This window comes from Lentzea nigeriaca, from assembly GCF_016907955.1.
Taxonomy (GTDB): Bacteria; Actinomycetota; Actinomycetes; order Mycobacteriales; family Pseudonocardiaceae; genus Lentzea; species Lentzea nigeriaca.
Window position 1 is genome coordinate 500,000 of sequence record NZ_JAFBCX010000002.1, and the last position, 25,046, is coordinate 525,045.

Annotated in this window: 27 protein-coding genes; 15 read left to right on the plus strand and 12 right to left on the minus strand. The window is 67.8% G+C overall.

All coding sequences use genetic code 11. The annotated features are described in order from the left end of the window. From panC to JOD27_RS08755, 3 genes are read left to right on the plus strand one after another with little or no spacing between them, the layout of a single operon-like run. Complete coding sequence (gene panC / locus JOD27_RS08745) at positions 1-891, plus strand: pantoate--beta-alanine ligase (RefSeq protein WP_204761607.1); 891 nt, start codon at positions 1-3, stop codon at positions 889-891. Positions 892-901: 10 nt separating this feature from the next. Continuing rightward, positions 902-1,372, plus strand: a complete 471-nt coding sequence (panD, locus tag JOD27_RS08750; RefSeq protein WP_167978192.1) for an aspartate 1-decarboxylase — start codon at positions 902-904, stop codon at positions 1,370-1,372. An 11-nt stretch (positions 1,373-1,383) separates the two neighbouring features. Next, positions 1,384-2,178 (plus strand): type III pantothenate kinase, encoded by a 795-nt coding sequence (locus JOD27_RS08755; protein WP_204761608.1) that lies wholly within the window; start codon positions 1,384-1,386, stop codon positions 2,176-2,178. Here JOD27_RS08755 and JOD27_RS08760 read toward each other — a convergent pair. Then, positions 2,168-2,923, minus strand: coding sequence for a class I SAM-dependent methyltransferase (locus JOD27_RS08760; RefSeq protein ID WP_204761609.1), 756 nt, complete (start codon positions 2,921-2,923; stop codon positions 2,168-2,170). The two genes, JOD27_RS08755 and JOD27_RS08760, sit on opposite strands and share 11 nt — an antisense overlap. A 216-nt stretch (positions 2,924-3,139) precedes the next feature. Between JOD27_RS08760 and lysS the strand changes: the two genes are divergently transcribed. Together lysS and JOD27_RS08770 are read left to right on the plus strand one after the other, a co-directional pair. Continuing rightward, positions 3,140-4,594, plus strand: a complete 1,455-nt coding sequence (gene lysS, locus JOD27_RS08765) for a lysine--tRNA ligase (protein WP_204762042.1) — start codon at positions 3,140-3,142, stop codon at positions 4,592-4,594. 113 nt (positions 4,595-4,707) lie between these two features. Further along, entirely contained in the window at positions 4,708-5,055 is a 348-nt protein-coding gene (locus JOD27_RS08770; protein ID WP_030471050.1) for a histone-like nucleoid-structuring protein Lsr2, read from the plus strand. A gap of 68 nt (positions 5,056-5,123) precedes the next feature. Here the strand turns inward: JOD27_RS08770 and JOD27_RS08775 are convergent, their stop codons facing one another. Then, the gene (locus tag JOD27_RS08775; protein WP_204761610.1) at positions 5,124-6,092 is read right to left on the minus strand and encodes an ABC transporter substrate-binding protein; all 969 of its coding nucleotides are present in this window, start codon (positions 6,090-6,092) and stop codon (positions 5,124-5,126) included. Between the two features lie 48 nt (positions 6,093-6,140). On the opposite strand from JOD27_RS08775, the gene JOD27_RS08780 reads away from it, so the two are divergent. The 3 genes from JOD27_RS08780 to JOD27_RS08790 are packed head-to-tail and all read left to right on the plus strand — an operon-like array spanning position 6,141 to position 9,015. Continuing rightward, entirely contained in the window at positions 6,141-7,163 is a 1,023-nt protein-coding gene (locus tag JOD27_RS08780) for a FecCD family ABC transporter permease (RefSeq protein ID WP_204761611.1), read from the plus strand. 26 nt (positions 7,164-7,189) lie between these two features. Beyond that, positions 7,190-8,221 carry a FecCD family ABC transporter permease gene (locus JOD27_RS08785; protein WP_307830016.1) on the plus strand — a complete coding sequence of 344 codons (1,032 nt, stop codon included), beginning with the start codon at positions 7,190-7,192 and terminating at the stop codon, positions 8,219-8,221. Then, positions 8,218-9,015: an ABC transporter ATP-binding protein gene (locus tag JOD27_RS08790; protein WP_204761613.1), complete on the plus strand. Its 798-nt coding sequence runs from the start codon at positions 8,218-8,220 to the stop codon at positions 9,013-9,015. The genes JOD27_RS08785 and JOD27_RS08790 overlap by 4 nt, the downstream gene beginning before the upstream one ends. 54 nt (positions 9,016-9,069) lie before the next feature. On the opposite strand, the gene JOD27_RS08795 is transcribed toward JOD27_RS08790, so the two are convergent. After that, positions 9,070-9,867 (minus strand): (2Fe-2S)-binding protein, encoded by a 798-nt coding sequence (locus JOD27_RS08795; protein WP_204761614.1) that lies wholly within the window; start codon positions 9,865-9,867, stop codon positions 9,070-9,072. Between the two features lie 319 nt (positions 9,868-10,186). Between JOD27_RS08795 and JOD27_RS08800 the strand changes: the two genes are divergently transcribed. The 3 genes from JOD27_RS08800 (at position 10,187) to JOD27_RS08810 (ending at position 13,427) form a co-directional block, all read left to right on the plus strand. Next, positions 10,187-12,748, plus strand: coding sequence for an ATP-dependent Clp protease ATP-binding subunit (locus tag JOD27_RS08800; RefSeq protein WP_204761615.1), 2,562 nt, complete (start codon positions 10,187-10,189; stop codon positions 12,746-12,748). A gap of 123 nt (positions 12,749-12,871) precedes the next feature. Then, on the plus strand, positions 12,872-13,180 hold the full coding sequence (locus tag JOD27_RS08805; protein ID WP_204761616.1) for a hypothetical protein: 309 nt from the start codon (positions 12,872-12,874) through the stop codon (positions 13,178-13,180). 7 nt (positions 13,181-13,187) lie between these two features. Then, entirely contained in the window at positions 13,188-13,427 is a 240-nt protein-coding gene (locus JOD27_RS08810) for a hypothetical protein (RefSeq protein WP_204761617.1), read from the plus strand. A gap of 73 nt (positions 13,428-13,500) precedes the next feature. Here the strand turns inward: JOD27_RS08810 and JOD27_RS08815 are convergent, their stop codons facing one another. Beyond that, on the minus strand, positions 13,501-14,130 hold the full coding sequence (locus JOD27_RS08815) for a DUF6928 family protein (protein WP_204761618.1): 630 nt from the start codon (positions 14,128-14,130) through the stop codon (positions 13,501-13,503). Between the two features lie 121 nt (positions 14,131-14,251). Here JOD27_RS08815 and JOD27_RS08820 point away from each other — a divergent pair, with 121 nt between their 5' ends. Beyond that, positions 14,252-15,226: an endonuclease/exonuclease/phosphatase family protein gene (locus JOD27_RS08820; protein ID WP_307830017.1), complete on the plus strand. Its 975-nt coding sequence runs from the start codon at positions 14,252-14,254 to the stop codon at positions 15,224-15,226. Here the strand turns inward: JOD27_RS08820 and JOD27_RS08825 are convergent. From JOD27_RS08825 to JOD27_RS08835, 3 genes are read right to left on the minus strand one after another with little or no spacing between them, the layout of a single operon-like run. Next, positions 15,198-15,992, minus strand: a complete 795-nt coding sequence (locus JOD27_RS08825; RefSeq protein ID WP_307830068.1) for an SIR2 family NAD-dependent protein deacylase — start codon at positions 15,990-15,992, stop codon at positions 15,198-15,200. The two genes, JOD27_RS08820 and JOD27_RS08825, sit on opposite strands and share 29 nt — an antisense overlap. Continuing rightward, the gene (locus tag JOD27_RS08830) at positions 15,992-16,303 is read right to left on the minus strand and encodes an antibiotic biosynthesis monooxygenase family protein (protein WP_204761620.1); all 312 of its coding nucleotides are present in this window, start codon (positions 16,301-16,303) and stop codon (positions 15,992-15,994) included. The genes JOD27_RS08825 and JOD27_RS08830 overlap by 1 nt, the downstream gene beginning before the upstream one ends. A gap of 10 nt (positions 16,304-16,313) precedes the next feature. Next, the gene (locus tag JOD27_RS08835; protein WP_204761621.1) at positions 16,314-17,771 is read right to left on the minus strand and encodes a M1 family metallopeptidase; all 1,458 of its coding nucleotides are present in this window, start codon (positions 17,769-17,771) and stop codon (positions 16,314-16,316) included. Between the two features lie 15 nt (positions 17,772-17,786). Between JOD27_RS08835 and JOD27_RS08840 the strand changes: the two genes are divergently transcribed. After that, positions 17,787-18,533, plus strand: coding sequence for an alpha/beta fold hydrolase (locus JOD27_RS08840; protein ID WP_204761622.1), 747 nt, complete (start codon positions 17,787-17,789; stop codon positions 18,531-18,533). On the opposite strand, the gene JOD27_RS08845 is transcribed toward JOD27_RS08840, so the two are convergent. Genes JOD27_RS08845 through JOD27_RS08855 form a run of 3 tightly spaced genes read right to left on the minus strand, consistent with a single transcriptional unit; the run spans position 18,482 to position 20,426 of the window. Further along, complete coding sequence (locus JOD27_RS08845; RefSeq protein ID WP_239566660.1) at positions 18,482-18,937, minus strand: 2'-5' RNA ligase family protein; 456 nt, start codon at positions 18,935-18,937, stop codon at positions 18,482-18,484. The two genes, JOD27_RS08840 and JOD27_RS08845, sit on opposite strands and share 52 nt — an antisense overlap. Before the next feature lie 53 nt (positions 18,938-18,990). Then, positions 18,991-19,890 (minus strand): HhH-GPD family protein, encoded by a 900-nt coding sequence (locus tag JOD27_RS08850; protein WP_204761624.1) that lies wholly within the window; start codon positions 19,888-19,890, stop codon positions 18,991-18,993. Between the two features lie 23 nt (positions 19,891-19,913). Next, positions 19,914-20,426 (minus strand): beta-class carbonic anhydrase, encoded by a 513-nt coding sequence (locus tag JOD27_RS08855; RefSeq protein ID WP_204761625.1) that lies wholly within the window; start codon positions 20,424-20,426, stop codon positions 19,914-19,916. Between the two features lie 153 nt (positions 20,427-20,579). On the opposite strand from JOD27_RS08855, the gene JOD27_RS08860 reads away from it, so the two are divergent. Beyond that, positions 20,580-21,248, plus strand: a complete 669-nt coding sequence (locus tag JOD27_RS08860; protein WP_204761626.1) for a hypothetical protein — start codon at positions 20,580-20,582, stop codon at positions 21,246-21,248. On the opposite strand, the gene JOD27_RS08865 is transcribed toward JOD27_RS08860, so the two are convergent. Both JOD27_RS08865 and JOD27_RS08870 read right to left on the minus strand, forming a co-directional pair. Then, positions 21,249-22,352: a LacI family DNA-binding transcriptional regulator gene (locus JOD27_RS08865; RefSeq protein WP_204761627.1), complete on the minus strand. Its 1,104-nt coding sequence runs from the start codon at positions 22,350-22,352 to the stop codon at positions 21,249-21,251. 124 nt (positions 22,353-22,476) lie between these two features. Further along, on the minus strand, positions 22,477-23,514 hold the full coding sequence (locus tag JOD27_RS08870; RefSeq protein WP_204761628.1) for a LacI family DNA-binding transcriptional regulator: 1,038 nt from the start codon (positions 23,512-23,514) through the stop codon (positions 22,477-22,479). Positions 23,515-23,761: 247 nt separating this feature from the next. Between JOD27_RS08870 and JOD27_RS08875 the strand changes: the two genes are divergently transcribed. After that, the gene (locus tag JOD27_RS08875) at positions 23,762-24,991 is read left to right on the plus strand and encodes an extracellular solute-binding protein (RefSeq protein ID WP_239566822.1); all 1,230 of its coding nucleotides are present in this window, start codon (positions 23,762-23,764) and stop codon (positions 24,989-24,991) included. Positions 24,992-25,046 lie beyond the last annotated feature (55 nt).

Sequence of the window (25,046 nt, forward strand, 5' to 3'; positions counted from 1 at the left end):
GTGACCAAGCCACTCACCAAGGACGACTACCGCCCGGACGACGTCACGGTGCACCGCGACCCGCAGCGGCTCAACCGCGTGGTCAAAGCACTGCGCAACGCCGGCCGCAACGTCGCGCTGGTGCCCACGATGGGCGCGCTGCACGCGGGCCACCGGCAGCTGATCCGCGAGGCCCAGGTCATGCAGAACACGGTGGTCGTGGTGTCGATCTTCGTGAACCCGTTGCAGTTCGGGCCGAACGAGGACCTCGCGAAGTACCCGCGGCAGTTCGAGTCCGATGTGGACATCTGCCGCGAGGAGCGCGTCGGCCTGGTGTTCGCGCCGTCCGTCGAGGACATGTACCCCGAAGGTGCGCAGGTCACCGTCCACCCCGGTCCGCTGGGCGACGAGCTGGAGGGCGCCTCGCGGCCAGGCCACTTCGCGGGCGTGCTGACCGTGGTGTCGAAGCTGTTCAACATCGTGCAGCCCACGTACGCGGTGTTCGGGCAGAAGGACTACCAACAGCTGCAGCTGATCCACAAGATGGCGCGGGACCTGAACTTCCCGCTCGACGTCGTCGGCGTGCCGACCGTCCGCGAGCACGACGGCCTCGCATTGTCGTCGCGCAACGCCTACCTGAGCCCGGAACAGCGGCAGCAGGCCGTGACGCTGTCAGCCGCGCTGACCGCCGGTGCCCACGTGTCCTCGCAGGGCGCCGACGCGGTGCTCAAGGCCGCGCACGACGTGCTGGCGCAGACGCCCGAGATCGAGCTCGACTACCTGGAGCTGCGCGGGCCGGACCTCGGTCCCGCGCCGGAGAACGGCGACGCGCGCCTGCTCATCGCGGCCCGCGTCGGTTCCACCCGTCTGATCGACAACATCGCGGTGTTGCTCGGCGAAGGCGACGAGTAGGGGGAATGACATGTTCCGCACGATGCTGAAGTCCAAGATCCACCGGGCGACCGTGACGCAGGCCGACCTGCACTACGTCGGCTCGGTGACGGTGGACGAGGACCTGATGGAGGCGGCCGACCTCCTGGCGGGCGAACAGGTCGCCATCGTCGACGTCACCAACGGCGCGCGGCTCGAGACCTACGTCATCCCCGGCGAGCGCGGCACCGGCGTGCTGGGCATCAACGGCGCGGCGGCGCACCTCGTGCACCCCGGCGACATCGTCATCCTCATCGCCTACGGGCAGATGGACGACGCCGAGGCCCGCACCTACCAGCCGCGCGTCGTCTTCGTGGACGCCGACAACAAGGTCGTCGACCTCGGTGCCGACCCAGCGCACGCCCCCGAGGGGTCAGGTCTGGTGAACGGCTCCACCTCGGCGCCGTCGTCCGAGACCGTCGAGGCGACCGCGCTCGACGCGTTGATCCAAGCCGAGAACTGAGGAACCGGACCGTGCTTCTCGCCATCGACGTCGGTAACACCAACATCGTGCTCGGTCTGTACGACGGGGTCGGCGACACGGCCCCGCTCGTGCGCGACTACCGCATGCGCACCGACGCCAGGATGACCGCCGACGAGCTCGCGCTGACCATGCGCGGCCTCCTCGGCGAGTACGCCGACAAGATCACCGGCATCTCCGCGCTGTCCACCGTCCCCGCGGTGCTGCGCGAGCTGCGCGTGATGCTCGGCCGCTACTACGACTCCGTGCCGAAGGTGCTGGTGGAGCCGGGCGTGAAGACCGGTGTGCCGCTGCTCGTCGACAACCCGAAGGAGGTGGGCTCGGACCGCGTGATCAACACGCTGGCCGCGCACCACCTCTACTCGACCTCGTGCATCGTGGTCGACTTCGGCACGTCGACGAACCTCGACGTGATCTCGTCGCGCGGTGAGTTCCTCGGCGGCGCGCTCGCACCCGGCATCGAGATCTCGGTCGACGCGCTCGCCGCCCGTGCCGCCCAGCTGCGCAAGGTCGAGCTGGTCAGGCCGCGCAACGTGATCGGCAAGAACACCGTGGAGTGCCTGCAGTCCGGCATCGTCTACGGGTTCGTCGGCCAGGTGGACGGGCTGGTGCGCAAGATCACCGAGGAGCTCCAGCAGACCGATCCCGGTCCCGTGACGGTGATCGCCACGGGCGGTCTCGCCCCGCTGGTCGTGTCGGAGTCCTCGGAGATCGCGCACCACGTGCCCGACCTGACCCTGCTCGGCCTGCGGCTCGTCTTCGAGCGCAACATGCCCGCTACTCGCTGACGCGCACCATCCGGAACACGTCCGAGTGCAAGGAGACGTCGAACGGCCCGTTCGACGTCTCCGGCCGTTCACGGAGGAACGCGAGCATCTTCTCGTTGACCGCGGCACGCTCCTCCTCGTCGATGACGAGCATGCGCGAGTGCGTGTTGATCCACGCGACGGCCGCTTCCGGCGAGTCCCTGCGGTGCACGTGCGGGAACACCGCGTGCTCCGGCGGCCCGAACGACGGGTGCGCCATCATCTCCACCGCGCTCTGCCGCTGGGACTCGACGCTGGTGTTCGACACCTTTTGGAAGTCGTTCAACCACGCCACGTCCGTGTCGGTGTCGAGCCACATGGCCGCCAGCACGCCGCCGGGCCGCAGCACACGGGCGATCTCCGGCAGCGCCTTCTCCTGGTCGAACCAGTGGAACGCCGTGCCGACGAAGACTGCGTCGACGGTCTGGTCCGGCACCGGGATGTGCTCGGCGTGGCCCGGCAGCGCGCGCACGCCGTGAACGCGGCGCACCAGCTCGGACAGCATCTGCTCGTTGGGCTCCACCGCCGTGACGCGGTGCCCCTCGGCGACCAGGACCCCGGTCAGCTTGCCGGTGCCCGCGGCGAGGTCCAGCACCTCTAAACGCTCGGACGTGCCCAGCGGCTCCAGTGCCCACCGGATCGCCGCCACGGGATAGTCAGGCCGGTGTTCGGCGTAGGCCTCGGCCTGCGCGCCGAACGAGTCCGCTCGCCTCGCGTGTAGATCCATCACTCCAACCTAGTTCGTGGCTCCCCGCCCCAGAATGCCCCGGTGGTGTTGTTCGAATCGAAACGAGCTGGGTCGCGCATCGTCGACAGTGCTCAGCCACTTCGTGAAACGGGTATCCGGTTCGCTTTGCCGCAGCTGGCTTCCGTACCCTTCTCTTCCGTGAGTGAGCAGCCGAAGCAAACCCCCGTGACCAGCGAAGAGGACCTGCCCGAGCAGATGCGCGTGCGCCGGGAGAAGCGTGCGCGGCTGCTCGCTTCCGGCAAGGAGCCGTATCCCGTCGAAGTCGAGCGCACGCACACGTTGCGCGAGATTCGCGACGCGCATCCCGAACTGGAACCCGACACGCAGACCGGCGAGATCGTCGGAGTGACCGGCCGGGTGATGTTCCTGCGCAACACCGGAAAGCTGTGCTTCGCGACGTTGCGTGAAGGCGACGGCACCGAACTGCAGGCGATGCTGAGCCTCGCCGGCGTGGGTGAAGAAGCGCTTTCCGAGTGGAAGACCGACGTCGACCTCGGTGACCACGTTTTCGTGCATGGCGAGGTCATCAGCTCGCGCCGCGGCGAGCTTTCCGTGATGGCGGACTCGTGGCAGCTGACGTCGAAGTCGTTGCGCCCGCTGCCCGTCGCGCACAAGGAACTCGGCGAGGAAACCCGCATTCGCCAGCGATACGTCGACCTGATCCTGCGGCCGCAGGCACGGGATACCGTTCGGACCCGCGCGAACGTCGTTCGTTCTCTGCGTGAGTCGTTCCACCGGCGCGGTTTCGTCGAAGTCGAGACGCCGATGTTGCAGACGCTGCAGGGTGGTGCCTCCGCGCGTCCGTTCATCACGCACTCGAACGCCCTCGACATCGACCTGTTCCTGCGCATCGCGCCGGAGCTGTACTTGAAGCGCTGCGTCGTCGGCGGCATCGAGAAGGTCTTCGAGATCAACCGCAACTTCCGCAACGAGGGCGTGGACTCGTCGCATTCGCCCGAGTTTTCGATGCTGGAGTACTACGAGGCCTACGCCACGTACGACACCAACGCGAAGCTGACTCGCGAGCTCATCCAGGAAGCCGCGGAAGCGGTCACCGGTTCGCAGATCGTCACGTTGGCCGACGGCTCCGAGTACGACCTCTCGGGTGAATGGACGACGATCAGCATCTACGAGTCGTTGTCCGGTGCGGTCGGTGAGGAAATCACCCCCGAGACGCCGGCCGAGGTGCTGCGCAAGCTCTGCGACCGGCACGAACTCGAGGTCAACCCCAAGTTCGGGCACGGCAAGCTGGTCGAGGAGTTGTGGGAGCACCTGGTGTGCGACTCGCTCTACCTGCCGACCTTCGTGCGCGACTACCCGGTCGAGACGTCGCCGCTGACCAGGCAGCACCGCAGCAAGCCGGGTGTCGCCGAAAAGTGGGATCTGTACGTCCGCGGATTCGAACTCGGAACCGGTTACTCCGAACTGGTGGACCCGGTCATCGAGCGGGAACGTCTCGAAGCACAGGCGCGCCTTGCCGCGGCCGGTGACAACGAGGCCATGCCGGTCGATGAAGACTTTCTGCGATCACTGGAGTACGGAATGCCACCGAGTGGTGGTGTCGGAATGGGTATCGATCGGCTGCTGATGGCCCTCACGGGTCTGGGTATCCGGGAGACCATCTTGTTCCCGCTCGTACGCCCTGAATGAGTAACTTTCCGGATGTCGATAGGTGCAATGCGGCACTCGTGCGCTAACCTGCCTCGCAAGAGGCATTAGTTGGCGTGCGGGTGACCGCGCATTCGGGGTCCAGGAGGATACGCATGGCGCAGAAGGTCACGGTGACCCTCGTCGACGACCTGGACGGCTCCACTGCGGAGGAGACCGTCGAGTTCGGACTGGACGGTGTCAGCTACACGATCGACCTTTCCTCGGGGAATGCGGGCAAACTTCGCGATGCCTTGGCTGACTTCGTGGGAAGTGCACGTCGTGCAGGCGGTCGCAAGCGCGTTGGTCCCGGTCGTCCGGCCGGTGTGAAGGCGCGCCCGGCATCGGCGGATCGTGAGCAGAACCAGGCCATTCGCGAGTGGGCCCGCAAGCAGGGCATGAAGGTGTCGGACCGCGGCCGCATCCCGGCCGAGGTGCTCGACGCCTACCACCAGCAGGGCTGAAATTCGGCAAAACACGAAAGGGTTCCGGGAATCGTCCCGGAACCCCTTCGTGCTATTTAGGTGACTGTTCAACTACGCGCTGGATCGACTCCGAATCCCCTCGCCAGGTCGTCGAGCATCGCGTGCGCGCCCTGAAGACTGACCGAAGAGACCCAAACGACATCCGAGACGTCCTGCTTCTGGCCTTTCAGCTGACCCCACAACGGGTTGGCCGAAAATTGTTGCTTGATCTTCTCGGTTTCGCCCTTCGGGTCGGCCCAGGCGGAGACGAAGATCCGCTCGGCGTCGAGCGACGAGATCTGCTCCTGGCTGAGGTCGACCGCGATCTTCTCCGTGGTCGGCTGCCCCTGCGGGCGGGCGAGGCCGGTGTCGGCGAACAGCACACCGCCGGGGAACGACTTCTCCGTGTAGAGCCGCACGGTCTGCTCGCCGCCGACGAACCGCGCCAGCGAGATCGACGGGTTGTGGCCGACCTTGGCGCGGATGGCGTCGCCGACCTTCTTCGCGCGCGCCTCGTAGTCGGCGATCTTCTTGTTCGCCGGCTCCTCCTTGCCCAGCGCCTTGCCGAGCAGGCGGATGTTGTCCTTCCACGTCGGCCCGGTCGTCACGCTGAACACCGTCGGGCCGATCTTGGACAGCTTGTCGTAGATCGCCTCGTGCCTCACCTTCGCGGACACGATCAGGTCCGGTCCGATGGTGGCGAGCTGCTCGAGGTTCGGGTTGCTGAGCTCGCCGACAGCCTTGGCGTCCTTCGCGTACTCGGCCGCGTCCTGGGCCAGGTAGTCGGGCAGGCCGTCGGTGCGGTAGCGGGTGTACGCGACGACCTCGGTCTCCAGCGCGAGCGCGGCGTCCACGTAACTGCTGTCGAGCGCGGCGATCTTCTTCGGCCGGTCCTTGATCTCCGTCTTGCCCATCGCGTGCTCGATCGTCACCGGCGTCCAGGCCTGGTCGGACGGTGCGCTCGGACTCGAGGTGGCCGCCTGACCGCATGCGGTGAGCGCGAGTAGCGCCACACTGATCAGACCTGCTCTTCGCATCGACGACTCCACAGATTCGGTTAGGCTTACCTGTCTTTCGCGGAGCATATGTCGGGGCATTTGGAGGGGTGGGCGTTGGGCCGTAAGTCGTTGGTCGGCCTGCTCTTCCTGCTGATCGTGCTGGTCGCGGTGTGCCTGGCGAGCATCGCGGTCGGCTCGAAGGAGATCCCGCTCGCCGGGGTGTGGCACGGGCTCTTCACCCCGACCGGGGTCGAGGACGACGTGGTGATCCGCGAGCTGCGCATCCCGAGGACGTTGCTCGGCATCGTGGTGGGCGTCGCCCTGGGCGTGGGAGGTGCGCTCATGCAGGGCCACACCCGCAACCCGCTGGCCGATCCCGGGATCCTCGGCGTCACGCATGGCGCCGCGCTCGCCGTCGTTCTCTCGATCTTCCTGCTCGGCGTGTCGTCGCTGGTCGGCTACATCTGGTTCGCGTTCGCCGGCGCGATGATCGCGAGCGTCGTGGTGTTCCTGCTCGGATCGGCCGGACGGGGCGGCCCGTCGCCGGTGACGCTGGCGCTCGCCGGTGCCGCGGTGTCGGCCCTGATGCACGGCCTGGTGTCGGCGATCGTGCTGCTCGACCAGCAGTCGCTCGACGCGTTCCGGTTCTGGCAGGTCGGCGCCATCGCCGGCCGTGATCTCACGGTGCTGACCCAGGTGCTGCCGTTCCTGCTCGTCGGGCTCGTCGTGGCGGCGTTCAACGCGCCTGGCCTCAACGCGCTGTCCCTGGGCGAGGACGTCGCCAAGTCGCTGGGCGTGCGCGTGGGGACGACGCGCTCGTTGGGCATCTTCGCCATCACGCTGCTGGTAGGCGGGGCTGTCGCGGCGTGCGGGCCCATCGGGTTCATCGGTCTCGTGGTGCCGCACGTGGCGCGAGCGTTCACGGGCCCGGACTACCGCTGGCTGCTGCCGTTCTCCGCGGTGGTGGGCGCGATCCTGCTGCTGCTCGCCGACATCCTGGGCCGGGTCGTGGCTCGTCCGTCCGAAGTGGAGGTCGGCGTGATGCTGGCGCTGCTCGGCGCGCCGTTCTTCATCTTCCTGGTGCGCCGCAGGAAGCTGGTGAGGATTTGACTCGCCCGAAAATCTCGGCACTGAGGGTGGGGGCCACCTCGTTCAGGCTGCGCCGCCGGTCGCTCGTGGTCGTTGCGGTCGCGCTGGTCCTGCTGGCCGCCGTGCTGGTAGTCGACATCATGATCGGCGACTTCCCGCTGACGGCGTCGCAGGTGATCGACGCGCTGCTGGGCGGTGGTACCCGGCGCGACCAGTTCGTGGTGACCGAGCTGCGGCTGCCGCGCGCGTTGACCGGGTTGCTCGTCGGTGGCGCGCTCGGGTTGTCCGGGGCCATCTTCCAGGCGATCGTGCGGAACCCGTTGGCCTCGCCGGACATCCTTGGCGTGACGTGGGGTGCCGGCGCGGGCGCGGTCTCGGTGATCACCTTCGCCGGTTCGCTGGGCGTGGTGACCGGTGGCGCGGCGTCGGTCGGCCTGCCGCTCGCCGGGCTCGCCGGTGGGCTGATCGCCGGGCTGCTGGTCTACGCGCTGGCGTGGCGGCAGGGCATCGAGGGCTTCCGCATGGTCCTCGTCGGCATCGGTGTCACCGCTGTGGCCGGCAACGTCACGCACTACCTGCTGACGGTCGGCGACGTGCAGGACGCCGGGCGTGCGATGGTGTGGATCACCGGGTCGCTCAACGGCCGCGGCTGGGAACACGTCGTGCCGGTCGCTTTGGCCCTTGTGGTGCTGATTCCCGTGGCGCTGATCGGTGGCCACGTGCTCGGCGCCCTGCAGTTCGGCGACGAGACCTCGCGCGGGCTCGGCGTGCGGGTGAACGTGGCACGGTCGTTCCTGATCATCGTGGCGATCGTGCTGGCGTCCGTGGCGACCGCCGCCGCCGGGCCGATCGCGTTCGTCGCGCTGGCCACGCCGCAGATCGCGTTGCGCCTGGCCGGGACCGCGCAGCCGCCGCTGTTCGGGTCTGTGGTGGTGGGTGGCGTGCTCGTCGTGTTGTCGGATCTGGTGGGGCGGACGATCTATCGCATCGAGTTGCCTGTCGGTGTGGTCACCGCGGTGCTCGGGGCGCCCTATCTGATGTACCTGCTGGTTCGGAGTCGCCGGGAGGCGCGGGTATGAGTGTGCGTCTTGAGGCCTCGTCGCTGTGTGTTGGCTATGGGGAGCGGCTGGTTGTCGACACCCTCGATCTGTCCGTGGTCGGGGGCACGGTCACGGCGGTGATCGGGCCCAACGGGTGTGGCAAGTCGACGTTGCTGCGGGCGCTGGGGCGGTTGTTGCCTGCTCGGTCCGGTGCCGTTCTGCTGGACGGCAAGCAGATCGATCGGATGCCTACGCGTGACGTGGCACGGGTTCTGGGGCTGTTGCCGCAGTCGCCGTCTGCGCCTGAAGGGCTCACCGTGGCTGATCTCGTCGCTCGGGGGCGGCATCCGCATCAGTCCTGGTATCGGCAGTGGTCTTCGGACGATGCGGCTGCTGTGGAGGCTGCGTTGGCCATGACCGGGATCTCGGATCTGGCCGAGCGGACCGTGGACGAGCTGTCAGGGGGACAGCGGCAGCGGGCCTGGATCTCCATGGCGTTGGCGCAGGGGACGGATCTGTTGTTGCTGGATGAGCCCACTACTTATCTGGATCTCGCGCATCAGATCGATGTGTTGGATTTGGTGCAGGAGCTGCACTCCAGCATGGGGCGGACCGTTGTCATGGTGCTGCACGATCTGAACCTTGCGGCTCGGTATGCGGACAACATCGTTGCCATGCGGGACGGGCGGATTGTGGCTCAGGGGGCGCCTGGTGAGGTGTTGACTGAGGGGATGTTGTCGGACGTTTTCGGGCTGGATGCCCGGGTTGTTGAGGACCCGGTTTCCGGGACGCCGTTGGTTGTGCCGGTTGGGTCTCGGCATCGGTCGTCGTAGGTCTGTTCTGGAGTGCGCACGCGCTTCGCCTTCGCGAGAGAGTCGCCTGCGTCGTCAGGAGCAGGTGCGCGGACAGGCCGTGCAGGGTTCGGCTTCCGGGAGCACGTAGTGGAAGCAGCAGCTGTTGCGCTTGCGCTTCCAGCCCTCGCCCGTGAGGCGAAGGGTGGAGGCGGAGACGAACGGCTGGAGTTTTTCGGGGAGGATCAGCGCCGCGTCGGTCACGCCGCCGTTCTCGTCGCCGCAGACGCGGCCCGCTGCCCAGGCGCCGTACTCCAGCATGTCGGTGGCGGCTGCCCAGAGGGTGCGGCGGCCGAAGCGGACCACCTGGCCGAAGGAGGCCACGAACTGGGCGGCGTGGGCCGCGTAGCGGGCGCGGAGGAGGGCGGCCAGGGCAGCCTCGTTGGCCACGACGGTGGCTGCCGGGTGGTTTGAGGCCGGGTCGTCCGGGAGGCAGGCGAACTCGTTGCACAGGACGGAGATGCCGTCCGGGTGGGGGCGGCCTTCGGTGTTGGTGCGGAAGGCGATGTCGGAGGGCTTCAGGGTCGGGACGCGGCGGGCCGTGTGGAAGAGGAGGCCCGCGATGGTGCCCGGGATGTGGAGGTACCAGCCCATGATGTAGCCCGCGGTGGCGCGGTCGTCGGACTCGCCGTACTGCTCGACCATCCATTCGGACAGGTCCTTGCGCCACAGGTCGAAGCGCGCCGGCTCGGCCAGCAGGTCGGAGCAGATCGTCCAGGACGCCGGAGGTGTGCCGAACCTGATCTCGGAGGTGGCTTCCAGGCGGGCGATGGATTCGGCCAATGGCGTGAGCGCGTGCGGGTTCTGCCGTGAGACCCTCGCAGGTACGGTCAACGCGCAAGTCCTTATCTCATGTGTATGAGGCTTGCCTAACCTTACCCAAGATGCCCTCTTTTCGCGCCCTGTGGTGGGCCCGGTCACAGGAGTGGCGCTCGACGGTCGGTTGTTCGCGCTCAGCGGACATCGCCCGATCTGTGGAATCCGTTGCTCCCGACCTGCGTTGATGCTGGCGTCAGGGTTCCCCGGACGCCACTGTCCGCTGATGGGAACCACAGGTCTCGGAGCCGCCCACTACAGTGGAGCCACGGTGCCGCGCTCACCAGGGTAGATCGGTGGAGCCGAGGACCGCCGACGCAGCAGTCAGGGAGTGCGAATGTTCGAAAGGTTCACCGACCGCGCGAGGCGGGTGGTTGTCCTTGCCCAAGAAGAGGCACGGATGCTCAACCACAACTACATCGGCACCGAGCACATCCTCCTGGGTCTGATCCACGAGGGTGAAGGTGTCGCCGCCAAGGCGCTCGAGTCGTTGGGGATCGCGCTGGAGGGCGTCCGCCAGCAGGTCGAGGAGATCATCGGCCAGGGCCAGCAGGCCCCGAGTGGACACATCCCCTTCACCCCGCGTGCCAAGAAGGTCCTGGAGCTGTCGCTGCGCGAGGCGCTGCAGCTCGGCCACAACTACATCGGCACCGAGCACATCCTGCTCGGGTTGATTCGCGAGGGCGAAGGCGTTGCTGCGCAGGTCCTCGTGAAGCTGGGTGCCGACCTCAACAGGGTGCGGCAGCAGGTGCTGCAGCTGCTGTCCGGCTACTCCACGGAGAAGGGCGCGTCGGAGTCGACCGGTCGTGGCGAGGGCACCCCGTCGTCGTCCCTGGTCCTCGACCAGTTCGGGCGCAACCTCACCGCCTCGGCGCGGGAGGGCAAGCTCGACCCGGTGATCGGGCGCACCAAGGAGATCGAGCGGGTCATGCAGGTGCTGTCCCGCCGCACCAAGAACAACCCGGTCCTCATCGGCGAGCCCGGCGTCGGCAAGACCGCCGTCGTCGAGGGACTGGCGCAGATGGTCGTCAAGGGCGAGGTGCCCGAGACGCTCAAGGACAAGCAGCTCTACACGCTCGACCTCGGCTCGCTGGTCGCGGGCTCGCGCTACCGCGGTGACTTCGAAGAGCGCCTGAAGAAGGTCCTCAAGGAGATCCGCACGCGCGGCGACATCATCCTGTTCATCGACGAGATCCACACGCTCGTCGGTGCGGGTGCCGCCGAGGGCGCGATCGACGCCGCGTCGATCCTCAAGCCGATGCTGGCTCGTGGTGAGCTGCAGACGATCGGTGCGACCACGCTCGACGAGTACCGCAAGCACGTCGAGAAGGATCCCGCGCTGGAGCGCCGCTTCCAGCCGATCCAGGTGGGCGAGCCGTCGCTCGAGCACACCATCGAGATCCTCAAGGGCCTGCGCGACCGGTACGAGGCGCACCACCGCGTCTCCATCACCGACTCCGCGCTCGTCGCCGCCGCCACGCTGGCCGACCGGTACATCAACGACCGGTTCCTGCCGGACAAGGCGATCGACCTCATCGACGAGGCGGGCGCGCGCATGCGCATCCGTCGGATGACCGCGCCGCCGGACCTGCGCGAGTTCGACGAGAAGATCGCCGACGTCCGTCGCGACAAGGAGTCCGCGATCGACGCGCAGGACTTCGAGCGCGCGGCCAAGCTGCGTGACGCGGAGAAGCAGCTCCTGGGCCAGAAGGCCGAGCGGGAGAAGCAGTGGAAGGACGGTGACCTGGACGTCGTCGCGGAGGTCGACGACGAGCAGATCGCCGAGGTCCTCGCCAACTGGACCGGTATCCCGGTGTTCAAGCTCACCGAGGAGGAGACCACGCGTCTGCTCCGCATGGAGGACGAGCTGCACAAGCGGATCATCGGCCAGGTCGACGCGGTCAAGGCCGTGTCGCAGGCGATCCGCCGCACCCGCGCCGGTCTGAAGGACCCGAAGCGTCCGTCGGGCTCGTTCATCTTCGCCGGCCCGTCCGGTGTCGGTAAGACCGAGCTGTCGAAGGCGCTGGCGAACTTCCTGTTCGGCGAGGACGACGCGCTCATCCAGATCGACATGGGCGAGTTCCACGACCGCTACACGGCGTCGCGGCTCTTCGGTGCCCCTCCCGGTTACGTCGGCTACGAAGAGGGCGGCCAGCTCACCGAGAAGGTGCGCCGCAAGCCGTTCTCCGTCGTGCTCTTCGACGAGATCGAGAAGGCCCACCAGGAGGTCTACAACACGCTGCTCCAGGTGCTGGAGGACGGCCGCCTGACCGACGGTCAGGGCCGGACGGTGGACTTCAAGAACACCGTCATCATCTTCACGTCGAACCTGGGCACGTCCGACATCAGCAAGGCCGTCGGCCTCGGCTTCACCTCGGGTCAGGACACCGCGTCCAACTACGAGCGCATGAAGAACAAGGTCAACGACGAGCTGAAGAAGCACTTCCGCCCCGAGTTCCTCAACCGCATCGACGACATCATCGTCTTCCACCAGCTGACTCAGGACGAGATCATCAAGATGGTGGACCTGATGATCGCCCGCGTCGAGACGCAGCTGAAGAACAAGGACATGGCCCTCGAGCTGACCGACAGGGCCAAGGCCCTGCTGGCCAAGCGCGGCTTCGACCCGGTGCTGGGCGCCCGCCCGCTGCGCCGGACGATCCAGCGCGAGATCGAGGACCAGCTGTCGGAGAAGATCCTGTTCGGCGAACTCCAGCCGGGCCAGATCATCATCACCGACGTCGAGGGCTGGGACGGCGTGTCCGAGGACCACGACAAGGCACGCTTCGTCTTCCGCGGCGAGGCCAAGCCGAACCGCGTGCCGGACGCCCCGCCGGTCGACCTCGCGACCCCCGCGGCCACCGAGCCGCAGGACGCGCCGGCCACCGAGACCGAGTGACCTAGCAGGCAAGTGAGGACGACCCCCAGGCTTCCGGCCTGGGGGTCGCCCTCGTCTCGGCTCAACAATCCGCCCTCCCCGGCACCTTGAAGTGGCGACACGTGTTCGCCGGCGGGGGCCGCCATGGAATTCCTGCTGACGTTGCTGCTGCAGCCGCACGTCGTGGTCTTCATCGCCATCGTCGTCGTCTTCTACGCGCTGCTCCCCGAACGCCGCGCCCGTGCCCGCGCCAAGGCGATCGCCGAGCAGTCCCCGGCCATGAGCGAGCTGGCCGCGGACCTGGGCGGCACCCTCTCCGGCCCCGACAAGGCAGAGCACCAGGACGGCTCAGGAGGTCAGGGTCGAGGTCGCGACGTCGGACCTGGTGCCGCTGAGGATCGTTCGGCGCAGGCACTCCGGTTCGGCCGCGAAGGAGCGGAACTGGGCCGCTGAGATGCCGGTGACGGTGGCGCGCGACGAAGATCCGCTGTGGATGGAGCTGAAGCTGCCGGCGTTCGTCGACCACGCGTTCGCCGCCTTCACCAGCGACCTGTCCGAAGCAGCCGGCGTGCTGAACCACCAGTTCCTGGAACTGTTCCTTGCCCGAGATGCAGTTGCGGAACCTCACCTTCGAGTCAGGAATCGCGTACACCGTGATGGACGGTCCGATCCTCCCCAGGGTCGTTCTGCAGACCGTTGACTCGATCCCCGCTCTGCTCGACCGAGTTCTGGTGCCGAGCGCTGACATGGAGATCCCGCTGCGGCCGTGTGAGTCAGCGCGGCGTCACGGCGTAGCCGGCCAGCACGATCTCCTCGAGGTCCGGGTCGTCGTCGAGGTAGACGCCCTCGTAGTTGAAGCCGAACAACGAGCGCAGCGCTCCCTCCGCCAGGTCGAGCGGGTGGAAGCGGAACGGGTAGTCGTCGCCGTCCAGGCTCTGCAGGAACTCCCGGTCGCCTGCCAGGTACTTCTCCTCGAACGGCAGAGGTGTGCCGATGTCCTCGATCACGCCGCTGTCGGGGGAGAGGCTGAAGGCGCGGCGCACGGTGCCGTCGGGCTCCCAGATCGCGTAGGCGAAGAAGTCGACGACGCTGTGCATCGCGTGCAGGTAGAGGGTGCGGCCGGCCGCCTCGCGGACGAAGCGCGGGTCCAGGTCGGTCGGGGCGTCGTTCGCGGCGTCCCAGGTGCAGACGATGGACAGGCCTGGGAAGACGGCGGCGTAGACCTCGCCTTCAGGTGGGTTGGCCATGTCCAGGCAGCCGTCCGGGGTCGGGCGGAGGTCGTGCGCCGGGTAGAGGCGCCGCATGAGCGCTGTGGTGGCCTCGCGGTCGATCTTCGGAGACGACCGCAGGACCTTGCTGACGTCGTCGGATGCGTAGAAGAGCATCCAGTCTTTGGCTCCCATGGGGTCAGCATGGCGGAGGGGTCTGACAATTGCCGGTGGGCAACTCGAACGCGCCGCCGGCCGTCCTTCGGCTGTGAAGACCACACCGGAGACTGACGCGGACTCGGGCACCCTGCATGACGTGGTCACCACCGAGGTGAAGCCACGCAGGAGCGGGTTCGCCACGTTCTTGCTGGTCATATGCGCGATCGCGCTCGTCGCGGCCGCGCTGATCAGGCTGCTCGGCATCGACGGCACGCGGTACATGATCGCCGCGACGTCCCTGACCCCCTACATCGCCGTGGCTGGGCTGCTGATCGGGCTGGGCGCGTTGTTCCGCAGGCGGTGGGCCGTCGGGCTGACGATGACCCTGGTGGCGGTCGTGCTGGTGGCGAACGTGGCGCCGCGGGCGTTTCCCGACTCGCGGCCGAACGGGGTGGGGCAGCAGGTCAGGTTGATGACCGCGAACCTGCTCACCGGGATCGCGGACGCCGAGTTCATCGTCAAGGAGGTCAAGGCTCGTGGCGTCGACATCCTGACGATGCAGGAGCTGACGCCCGACATGGTGCGCGATCTCGACCGGGCCGGGCTCGACCAGGTGCTGCCCAGCCGGGTCTTCCTGGCTGAGCCTGGTGGGTCGGGCAGTGGCATCGCTTCGAAGTTTCCGCTGGCGCGACGGAATCTCACGCCTCCCAGCACGTTGCAGCAGGCGGCCGCGCTCGTCGACCTGCCGGGCAAGGACATCGAGGTCGTGTCGGTGCATCCGTTGCCGCCGGTGGTGCCCGAGGGGCCGGAGGCGTGGCAGCGCGAGCTCGCCGGGTTGCCCAGCCCGGACTCGACCGGTGCGATCCGGGTGCTCGCGGGTGACTTCAACGCGACGCTCGACCACGTCGGCATCACGCGGCTGCTGAACAAGGGGTACGTGGACGCCGCTGACCAGGCCGGCAAGGGGCTGATCCACACGTGGCCCGGCAACAGCGGGGTCTGGCCTCCGCCGGTCACGATCGACCACGTGCTGGTCGACTCCAAGTGCCCCGTCGACACGGTGGACGTGTTCGACGTGCCCGGCAGCGATCACCGGGCCGTCGTCACGCAGTTCGTCGTGCCAAGGCTGTGAGGGCCTCCAGCGCGCCCACCGGCAAGGACACGCCTCGCCCGTGCCGGACGTCCGGTTCACGGGTGTTGATGCGGATCAACGCGCCGTTGGCCGCGCTCGCCAGCTCTGCTTGACGCCGCACGGTCGGCACCGCGGTGCCGGCACCGACCTCGATCACGACCAGGCTGCGGGCGGAACGCCGCCACGACGTCAGCGCGTCGAGCTGTGCCTGGCTGCGGTGCGGCACCCAGCCCCAGTCACCGAACATCAGGATGTTGGGCCGGGCCAGGCCGCCGCACGACGGGCACGTCGGCAACGCGCCCACCGCACGCATCGTCGAGGGATCCACCTCGACGTCGAACGTGCACTCCCAGACCTCGTCGGTGCACGGTTCCACGCACTGGAGGTGGTGGATCGAGCCGTGGACCTCGGCGACGTCGGTGAAGCCCGCCTTCTGGAACTGGCCGTCCACATTGGACGTGAAGACGTGGGCGCCCCACGACCGCAGGATCTCGAAACCCTCGTGCGGCACGGTCGCTCGGTACAGGCCGAGCCGATGGCCGTAGAAACCCCACGCCAGCGCGGGATCGTCGGCGAAGTGCACGGGGTCGGCGATCTCCTCGAACTTCAGCCCGAGGCGCCCGTACGGCGGATAGGCGCGCCAGAAGCCCTCGGTGCCGCGGAAGTCCGGCAGACCCGAGTCGACCCCCATGCCTGCACCGGCGCAGACGAGCAAGGCGTCCGCGTCGGAGATCAGCTCGGCGGCCCTGTCGTAGGCCTGATCGATCACTGCTTGGGCTTGCTCCCCAGCACGACCTCGAACTCCAGCAGGTCGGCACCGGTCGACACGGGCTTCGCGCGCTCACCCGAGTGCGCGGCCTGACCCGCCTGACCGTCGCGCCACGCGACGAAGGCCTCGTCGGTCTCCCAGTGCGTCACGACGAAGTAGCGGTCCTCACCAGCGACCGGGCGCAGGAGCTCGAAGCCGAGGAAACCGGGCTGGTCGTCGACCGCGCCGAGGCGGGCGGCGAAGCGCTTCTCCAGCTCGGGGCCTGCGCCCTCGGGGACCTTGATCGCGTTGATCTTCACGACTGCCATGGCACCCACACTAGCGGCGCACACCGACAGGCAGCAGGTACTGATCTTCCGGAATGCCCGATCCGTGGAACCAGGCCTGGAAGAACCCGTCCAGCTGCTGCCCGGAGGCCTGCTTGAAGTGGTTCTCGAACTCCGGCCACGAGGCGTTGCCGTCGCGGTGCTTGGCCGTCCACGACTGCAGGGCCTTGAAGAACACGTCGTCACCGACCTGCTTGCGCAGCGCGTGCATCGCCATGATGCCCTTGTCGTAGACGCCCCTGAACTCGTTGCCCTTGCCCATGTCGTAGAGCTTCGGCGCCCAGAACGAGCTGCGCGAACGGAGTTCCTCGACGCGGCCGCGGTAGCGCTCGTCGAGGTTCGTGCCGTTCTTCTCCAGCCACAGCCACTGCGAGTAGGACGCCAGGCACTCGTTCAGGCAGATGTCCGCCCAGTTCGAGATCGTCACCGAGTCGCCGAACCACTGGTGCGCGTTTTCGTGCACGACCGTCTCCAGGTCCGCCCACGACGCGTAGATCGGCCTGGTCTGGGTCTCCAGCGAGAAGCCGATCTGGTCGGCCACCCAGATGCTGCCGGCCGCGCGTTGAGGGTACGGGCCGAACTTCGTCTCCAGAAACGACAGGATGTCCGGCAGCTGCGCCTGGATCGGCTTCTTCTGCGCGGACGTGCCGGGGGCGTACGCGTCGAGCACCGGTGTGCCGTTGGGCAGCTTGGAGCGGACGACCTCGAACTTGTCGATGGCCACGGTGATCAGGTACGGCGCGAGCGGGGTCTCCTCCGACCAGTTGAACGTCGTCCAGCCGTTCTGGCGCGTCGCGGGGCCTTCGAGGCCGTTCGAGACCGCAGTCCAGCCGTCGGGGACGTTCGCCGCCAGCTTCAGCGCCGCCTTGTCGCGCGGGGTGTCGTTGGCCGGGAACCATGACGTCGCGGAGTGCGGCTCACCTGCGGCGAACGCGCCACCCGTCGACGAGATCTGCCAGCCGCTGCGGCCCAGCGAGGCGCTCTCGACGGTCTTGGGCTCGCCGCCGTAGGTGACCACGGCGGTGAACGGTTTGCCCTTGGGCAGCGGCGACGCGGGCGTGATCACCAGCTCGTGTTCGTCCTCCTGGGCGAACTTCGCGGGCTTGTCGCCGACCTGCACGTTGCTGACCTGCAGGCCCTCCAGGTCCAGGTTGAACCGCGACAGGTCGTTCACCGCGGTCGCGTTGATCTTCGCGACGCCCTTGAGCTGCTTGGACTGCGGGTCGTACGTGATCGCCAGGTCGTAGAGCGTGACGTCGTAACCGCTGTTGCCGTCCGTCGGGTAGTACGCGTCGCCCGCGCCCGCGCCGGCCTCAACGGCCGCCTGGGGTGACGGCTCCTGGCGTTGCTGCTGCTGCGCGGGGGCGCCGCCCGGCGTGCGGAACACGACGAGCAGACCGGCGACGAGCACGATCAGCACCAGGGCGATCAGGTACGGGCGGGCCTTCATGCGTTAATCATCCCTGTGTCGGTGGTGGAGTTCGGCGGAACGGGGCAAGGCGTACTGCTCCTGCACGGCCTGATGAGCAGGGCAACTGCGTGGTGGCCGGTCGCGCAGTGGCTCAAACCTTTCGGCCGGGTCGTCGGCATCGACCAACGCGGGCACGGCCGCAACCCGCAGCGGGGACCGTTTCGCACCGAGGACTTCGTCGCCGACGCAGCGAAGGCGATCGAGGACCTCGGCCTCGGACCCGCTGTGGTGATCGGGCACTCCATGGGCGGGCTGCACGCGTGGTGTCTCGCGGCGACCCGTCCGGACCTGGTCCGCGCGATTGTGGTCGAGGACTTCGCCCCGGACAACAGGGGTAGGACCGTCGACGAGTGGAAGTGGTTCTTCGACGCCTGGCCGGTGCCGTTCCAGTCGCTCGCGCACGTGGCGTCGTTCTTCGGTGCGCCGGTGTTCGCCGAGTACTTCGAGGAACGCGAGGACGGCTGGCACCTGATCGCGTCGATGGACGACCTCTACGAGATCGCCGCCGAGTGGGGCACGCGGGCGTACTGGGAGTTCATCGACGAGGTGAAGTGCCCGTCACTCGTCATCGAGGCAGGTCAGGGCGGTCAGCTGCCAGGCCAGATGGAAGAGGCCGCGCGCAGGTCGAACGGCCAGTACCTGTACGTGCCGGAAGCTGGTCACGTCGTGCACGTCACCGCGCCGTGGGTCTACCGGGGTGCCGTGGAGGCCTTTTTGAGCACGTCGATCTCACCTGTCTGAGTGTCGACGATCGAGACCTCGCGGACCTTCGCGCGGATCGGCTCGACGGGGAAGACCTTGGCGAACGCCGCCTTGGTCGCTTCGTCGTCGAGGCCTTGGACGAGCGTGCAGTGCGGGACCCAGTTGCCCGGCAGGTAGTAGGCGCTCGGGTTCTTGACCTTGCTCGCCAGGACGTCGTGGATCGCCGAGTGCACGGCGAGGAGCTCGGTGTCGACCACCGCGGCGAGCATCAGCACGTTCTCCGTGGTGGAGAACGTTCCGAGCGTGTGCAGCCACAGGTCCGGCAGCCACAGGCGTTCGAGGTCCTCGCGCAGCTCCTTGCGAACCTTGGGGCCGATGGTGCTCGCGGCCGCGTAGGTCAGATGAGGTGCGTAGGACTGTTCGATCCCAAGATTGTTCAACAATCCTACGATTCTACGTTCCGCATCGGGATCGAAGAAGGCGACCAGGGCGTGCATCAGCGTGCCCCCTTGTTGGATTGTTGAACAATCCCTTCACCCGGCAGGTGGAACAGGCCATCGTCGGATTGTTCAACAAGTCCATCAGTCAACAAGGAGACAAGGCACTTCTCGCGCTGCGTCACGTCGTGCCAGACGATGTCGAGCTGGGCCTTGGGCACCGGGCCGGGTGCGCCACGCAGCACGTCGAGCAGCTTGCCCCGCACCTGCCGGTCGGTACCCGCGAACTGCTGCACCTTCTTCGCCGGTCCCGCATAGGCGGGACGGCCGGCCAGCTGCCACGCGCAGACGTCGTACAACGGGCAGTCGGCGCACTTCTGGTTCTTCGCCGTGCAGATCAACGCACCGAGCTCCATCAACGCCGCCGAGAACACCGCGGCGTCTTCCTGCGACGAAGGCAGGATCGCCTCGACGTCACGGAGATCGCGCGTGGTCGACGGCGGACCGGCATCCCCGGCACCGTGCACGGCACGCGCAACGACTCGTCGGACGTTCGTGTCGACGACAGCACACCTCTGCCCGTACGCGAACGTGGCCACCGCACGGGCCGTGTAGCTGCCGATGCCCGGCAACGACTCCAGCACCGAGATGTCCGACGGCACGACATCGCCGTGGTCGCGAGCAATGACCGTGGCGGCCTCGTGCAGCCGCAGAGCCCGTCGTGGATAGCCGAGCTTGCCCCACATGCGCAGCACTTCACCCTGGGACGCGGCGGCCATCGCGCTGGGCACGGGCCAGCGCGACAGCCACTCGTGCCAGATCGGTTCGACGCGCGAAACGGGCGTCTGCTGCAGCATGATCTCGCTGACCAGGACGCCCCACGCAGTGCAATCGGGACGCCGCCACGGAAGGTCGCGCGCAGCGGTGTCCCACCAGCCCAGCAGCAACTCGTGATTCATCGTGCGCCATTGTGGCGCAACGGTCAGGCGGCCTTGGTGCCGACCGCGTCGACCTCGCGCAGCTCACCGGTGTGCACGTCGTACACGAACCCGCGGATCTTGTCCGTGTGCGGGATGAACGGGCTGCGGCGCAGGCGCGCCATCGAGCCGCGGACGCTCTGCTCGACCACCTTGAACGCCTCGACGGCCCAGGTCGGGCGCAGGCCGGTCTCGGCCTCCAGCTCGTCCTTGAAGTCGTCCTCGGTCACCATCTCGAGGCCGCAGTTCGTGTGGTGCACGAGCAGGACCTCGCGCGTGCCCAGCTTGCGCTGGCTCAGCGCCAGCGAGCGGATCATGTCGTCGGTGACGACACCTCCCGCGTTGCGCAGCACGTGCGCCTCACCCTGCTTCAACCCGAAGATCTCGAACACCCGGATGCGGGAGTCCATGCAGGTCAGGATTGCCACCTGCAGGGACGGCTTCGCGGAGGAACGGTCTCCTGGAACCACGTTCCCGAGCTCGTAGTTCCGCTTGAGCAGTTCGTCGATCGCGGTCATGAGACAACCTCCATGGCCTACCGGCGGACCTCGTGACGATTGGAACCGGAGTTAGCGTCCGTTCACAAGGGGTTTCCGGTCAATATCACGTTCCACCGATCGAGCGACCTTCGCTTACCACGCGATTCCACCTGGCCCGGCTACCTTCGGGCCGTGATCGAGCCCACAGGACCGCTGCCGTCCTCGGTGTACTGGCGCCGCCGCGTCGCCGCGAGCGGCGCCGCGCTCGTCACACTGCTGCTCCTGATCTGGATCGTCGGGTTCTTCGGTTCGGACGACCAGGCCGCGGTGCCGACCAACGCGGCTGCGGCGTCGTCCTCCGACCCGCCGCCGAGCATGTCCGAGACGGCGGTCGCGTCGTCCTCCTCGACGACTCCGCCGCCATCACCGACCCAGGCCGCACCGCCGCCTCCGCCGCCCGGACCGCCGCAGCCCTGCACCGACGACGTGATCGCGGTCGTGGCGAAGGTCAACAAGGCCTTCTACACCGTCGGTGACCAGCCGGAACTGTCGATGGACGTGGTCAACAACGGCCCGGCGCCGTGCATCAAGGACATCGGCCGCCAGCACCGCGAGCTGACCGTGCTGACCGCGGACGGCGCGACGGTGCTCTGGTCGAGCAACCACTGCCTGTCGACGGCGGGGTCCGAGGTGCGGGTGATGCAGCCCAAGGAGCTCTTCAACTACGGCACGAAGTGGGCGGGCTCGACCTCGCAGCCGGGGTGCGGTGCGCACACGAGGGTCGGGCCCGGCGACTACCTGCTGGTGGCGAAGCTGGCCGGGAAGGCCAGCTCACCCGTCGTGTTCAGGCTGGAGTGGTGACTACGGTCCGAACCAGCGCTCTTCGGCACCACCGCGCGGCGCCGCCGACGTCTTGCCGATGATCAGCTCGGTGGCGAGGTTGACCGACCGCGGCCGCGACCGCTCGTTCGAGTCGAGCAGCAGCTTGCCCGCCGCCCGGCCCTTCTCGAGCACCGGCTGACGAACCGTCGTGAGCCCGGCGGCCTCCGCCTCGCGGATGCCGTCGAAGCCGGTCACCGACAGGTCGTGCGGCACGCGCAGGCCACGGCGGGCGGCCTCGGTCATCGCGCCGAGCGCCAGCACGTCCGAGGTGCAGATCAACGCGGTGATCTGCGGGTCCTTGTCGAGCACCTGGGCGGCGCCGGAGGCACCGGAGGCCATGTTGTGGTCGAAGCGCTCGACGACGGGCACCTGCGACCAGTCGACGCCCGCCTCGCTGAACGCCTCGGCCAGGCCGGACAGGCGGTTGCGCTGCACGTGGAAGTGCGCGGCGTGCTGGCGGTCGGCGGTCACGAAGCCGTCGTTGCGGTCGCGCGCGAGGCGCATGCACACGACGCCGACGCGGCGGTGGCCCAGCGAGATCAGGTGCCTCGCGAGCTCGTACATCGCGCCGCGGTCGTCGATGCCGACCCTGTCGACGGTGCCGAGGTCGGGCTGGTCGCACACGACGGTGGGAACGGGACGCTCCAGCACCGCGGCGAGGTGCGGGTCGTCGTCCGGCACGGAGTAGACGACGAAGCCGTCGACCCCCGCGCGGTGGACGGACGCGACGTCCTCGCGTTCGGGGTTGGCGGGAACCAGCAGCAGGCCGGTGCCGGCGTCCTCACACGCCAGCGCGAGGCCTTCGAGGAAACCGATCGCGGCAGGGTCGCGGAACGCGTAGGAGAGGTTCTCGGTGAGCAGCAGGCCCACCGCACCCGCCTTGCGCGTGCGCAACGAGCGCGCGACAGGATCCGGGCCGGGATAACCCAGCCTTCGGGCCGTGTCCAACACCCGCCGCCTCAGCTCGGGGGAGAGCTGGTCGGGACGGTTGTACGCGTTGGACACCGTTGTCCGGGAAACGCCCAGCTCAGCGGCCAGAGAGGCCAGCGTCGCAGGACGTCGCACATGCATCGACCGCGCCATGAAGTGACCGTAACGGTTCAGAACCAATTCGTGAAGTGAGGGTGACCTGTGTCCCTCAAATGACGCATCAGTGCTGGTTGACCCGTCTGCCTTGTTCAGAAGTTGGTCCAGACCAAAGCGCGTCTTATTTCGGTGGGGCCGTGGACTCCCGAACGACGAGGCGCGGCCGGAAGACGCGGGTGTAGTTGTCCCTCTCCTGCCTGCGGCGATCCGGGTCCAGCCGCAGCACGAGCTCGTCGATGGCCGCCGCCGCCATCTCCTCGATGGGCTGCGCGAGCGTCGTCAAAGCGGGCGACGAATAGGCGGCCAGCGGGATGTCGTCGAACCCCACGACCGAGAGGTTCTCTGGAACCGAGATCCCCCGTTGGTGTGCCTCCCGCATGACGCCGAGTGCCATGTGGTCGGACGAGCAGATCACCGCCGTCGGCGTCACGGTGTCGAGCAGCTGCGCCACCGCGACACCGCCGCCCTCCGCGCTGAACGGCGCGTGCGCGACGTACTCCGAGCCCGCCGGCAGATGGTTCTCCTCAAGAGCAGCGGCCCATCCGGCGCGCTTCAGGCGTGAAGGGAGAGATCGCGCCGGGCCCGAGACGAACCCGATCCGCTCGTGGCCGAGCTCGATCAGGTGCTTGGTGGCCATGTAACCCGCGAGCTGCTCGTCCACCGTCACGTCGGGAACGTCCAGCGCGGGCGTCGCACCGTTCAGGAAGACCATGTGGACGCCGTCCGTCACGAGCTTCGCGTAGTAGCTCGGCTGGGGCGCCTGCCCGAGCGGCACCTCGACGTTGGTGATCTCCGGTGACACGAACACCATGCCCTCGACCCCGCGGGCCAGGAGCATCCGGACGTACTCCTCCTCGCCCATCGGGGCACCGCTGCGGGTGTTGCACAGCAGCGACGAGTAGCCGAGGCGGGCCGCCCGCGTCTCCAGGGCTTCGGCGAACGCGGGGAAGACCGGGTTCGAGAGCTCCGGCACGAGCAGGCCGATCACACCGGTGCGTTGCAGCGCACCGAGTCCCCGCGGGGTGTAGGGCATCTCGGCGAGCACCGACAGCACGCGCTGCCGGGTCTCCTCGTTGACGCCGGCCCGGCGGTTCAGCACACGGCTCACCGTCGAGATGGACACCCCGGCTGCCCTGGCGATCTCGGACAGTCCGGACACGTTGCCTCCTGCTCAAGCTCGGTTGCGGGCAAGCCTGCCGCGTTCGGAAAAATTTTGCAACGCGAGTTCGCAAGACGGTGCCGTTACGGCTTGGTTACGGTCGACGTCTTGACCTGACCATGCTTCTGGTAGTGAAATCGCCCGCAACATTCTCGCAAAACCTTGCAAGACCCTCATCTCGCCGGGAGATGAGGCCCAGCTGGAGGGAACGGCAGCAACGATGCGACGGACAACCCTCGTGACCGCTATGGCGACGGGTGTCGCCCTCGTGCTCACCGCCTGTGGTGGCGGTGGATCGAGCAGCAGCGGATCCGACTCGGGCGAAGTGACCTTCTGGGACACCAGCGGCCCCAACGAGAGCCCCGTGTTCAAGAAGATCGCGGAGGACTGCGCCACCAAGGGCGGCTACAAGGTCAAGGTCGAGACGCAGGCGTTCGACACGGCGCTCGCGAACTACAAGACCGCCGCGCAGGGTGGCCAGGGCCCGGACGTCTTCCGCGCCGAGGTCGCGTGGGTGCCGCAGCTCGCCAAGCTGAGCTACGTCACCGACCTGTCCGGCACCGACCTGGCGAAGGACACCTCCGACTTCCTCGATGCGCCGCTCGGCTCCACGAAGTTCGAGGGCAAGACGTACGCCGTGCCGCAGGTGACCGACTCGCTCGCGCTGCTCTACAACAAGAAGAAGCTCGCCGACGCGGGTGTCGAGCCGCCGAAGACGTGGGACGAGCTCAAGGCGGCCGCCGCCAAGCTGGGTGGCGAGAAGTCGTTCTTCCTCAACAACGACGCGTACTACGCGCTGCCGTTCATCTACGGCGAGGGCGGCGACCTGGTCGACGCCTCGGCGAAGAAGATCGTGGTCAACTCCGACAAGAACGTGAAGGCGCTGCAGACCGCCAAGGGTCTGCTCGACGCCAAGGCCGCGTTCACCTCGCTCGACGCCGGCAACTCCTACACCACGATGCAGGCCGCGTTCTCCAGCGGTGACGCGGCGATGGTGATCAACGGTCCGTGGGCCGTCGCCGACTACCTCAAGGGCACCGCGTTCACCGACAAGGCGAACCTGGGCATCGCGCCGGTTCCCGGTCCGTCCGCAGGCAAGGGCAGCGCGCCCGTCGGTGGTCACGACTACGTGATCCGTCAGGGCACCAAGGCGAAGCAGTCGTCGATCAAGTTCATCCAGTGCATGGCTTCGGTCGAATCGCAGGCCGCGGTCGCCAAGGAGCTGGGCCTGCTGCCGACCCGCAAGTCGGCCTACCAGAACGCCGACGTCAAGGCCAACGCCGTCGTCGCCGCGTTCGAGCCGGTCACCAAGGTCGCGCACGAGCGGGCCTGGATCCCCGAGGGCGGCCAGTTGTTCGACCCGCTGAAGATCGCCTACGCCGACGTGCTCGCCGGCAAGAAGGAGCCGAAGGCGGCGCTGGACGGGGTCGCCACGGCGTACAAGGACCAGATCCTCAAGGACTACTCGATCGGCTGATTGGTGTTGAACGGCCGGGGTTTGAAGCCCCGGCCGTTCGCCTGAGGTTCGGAGG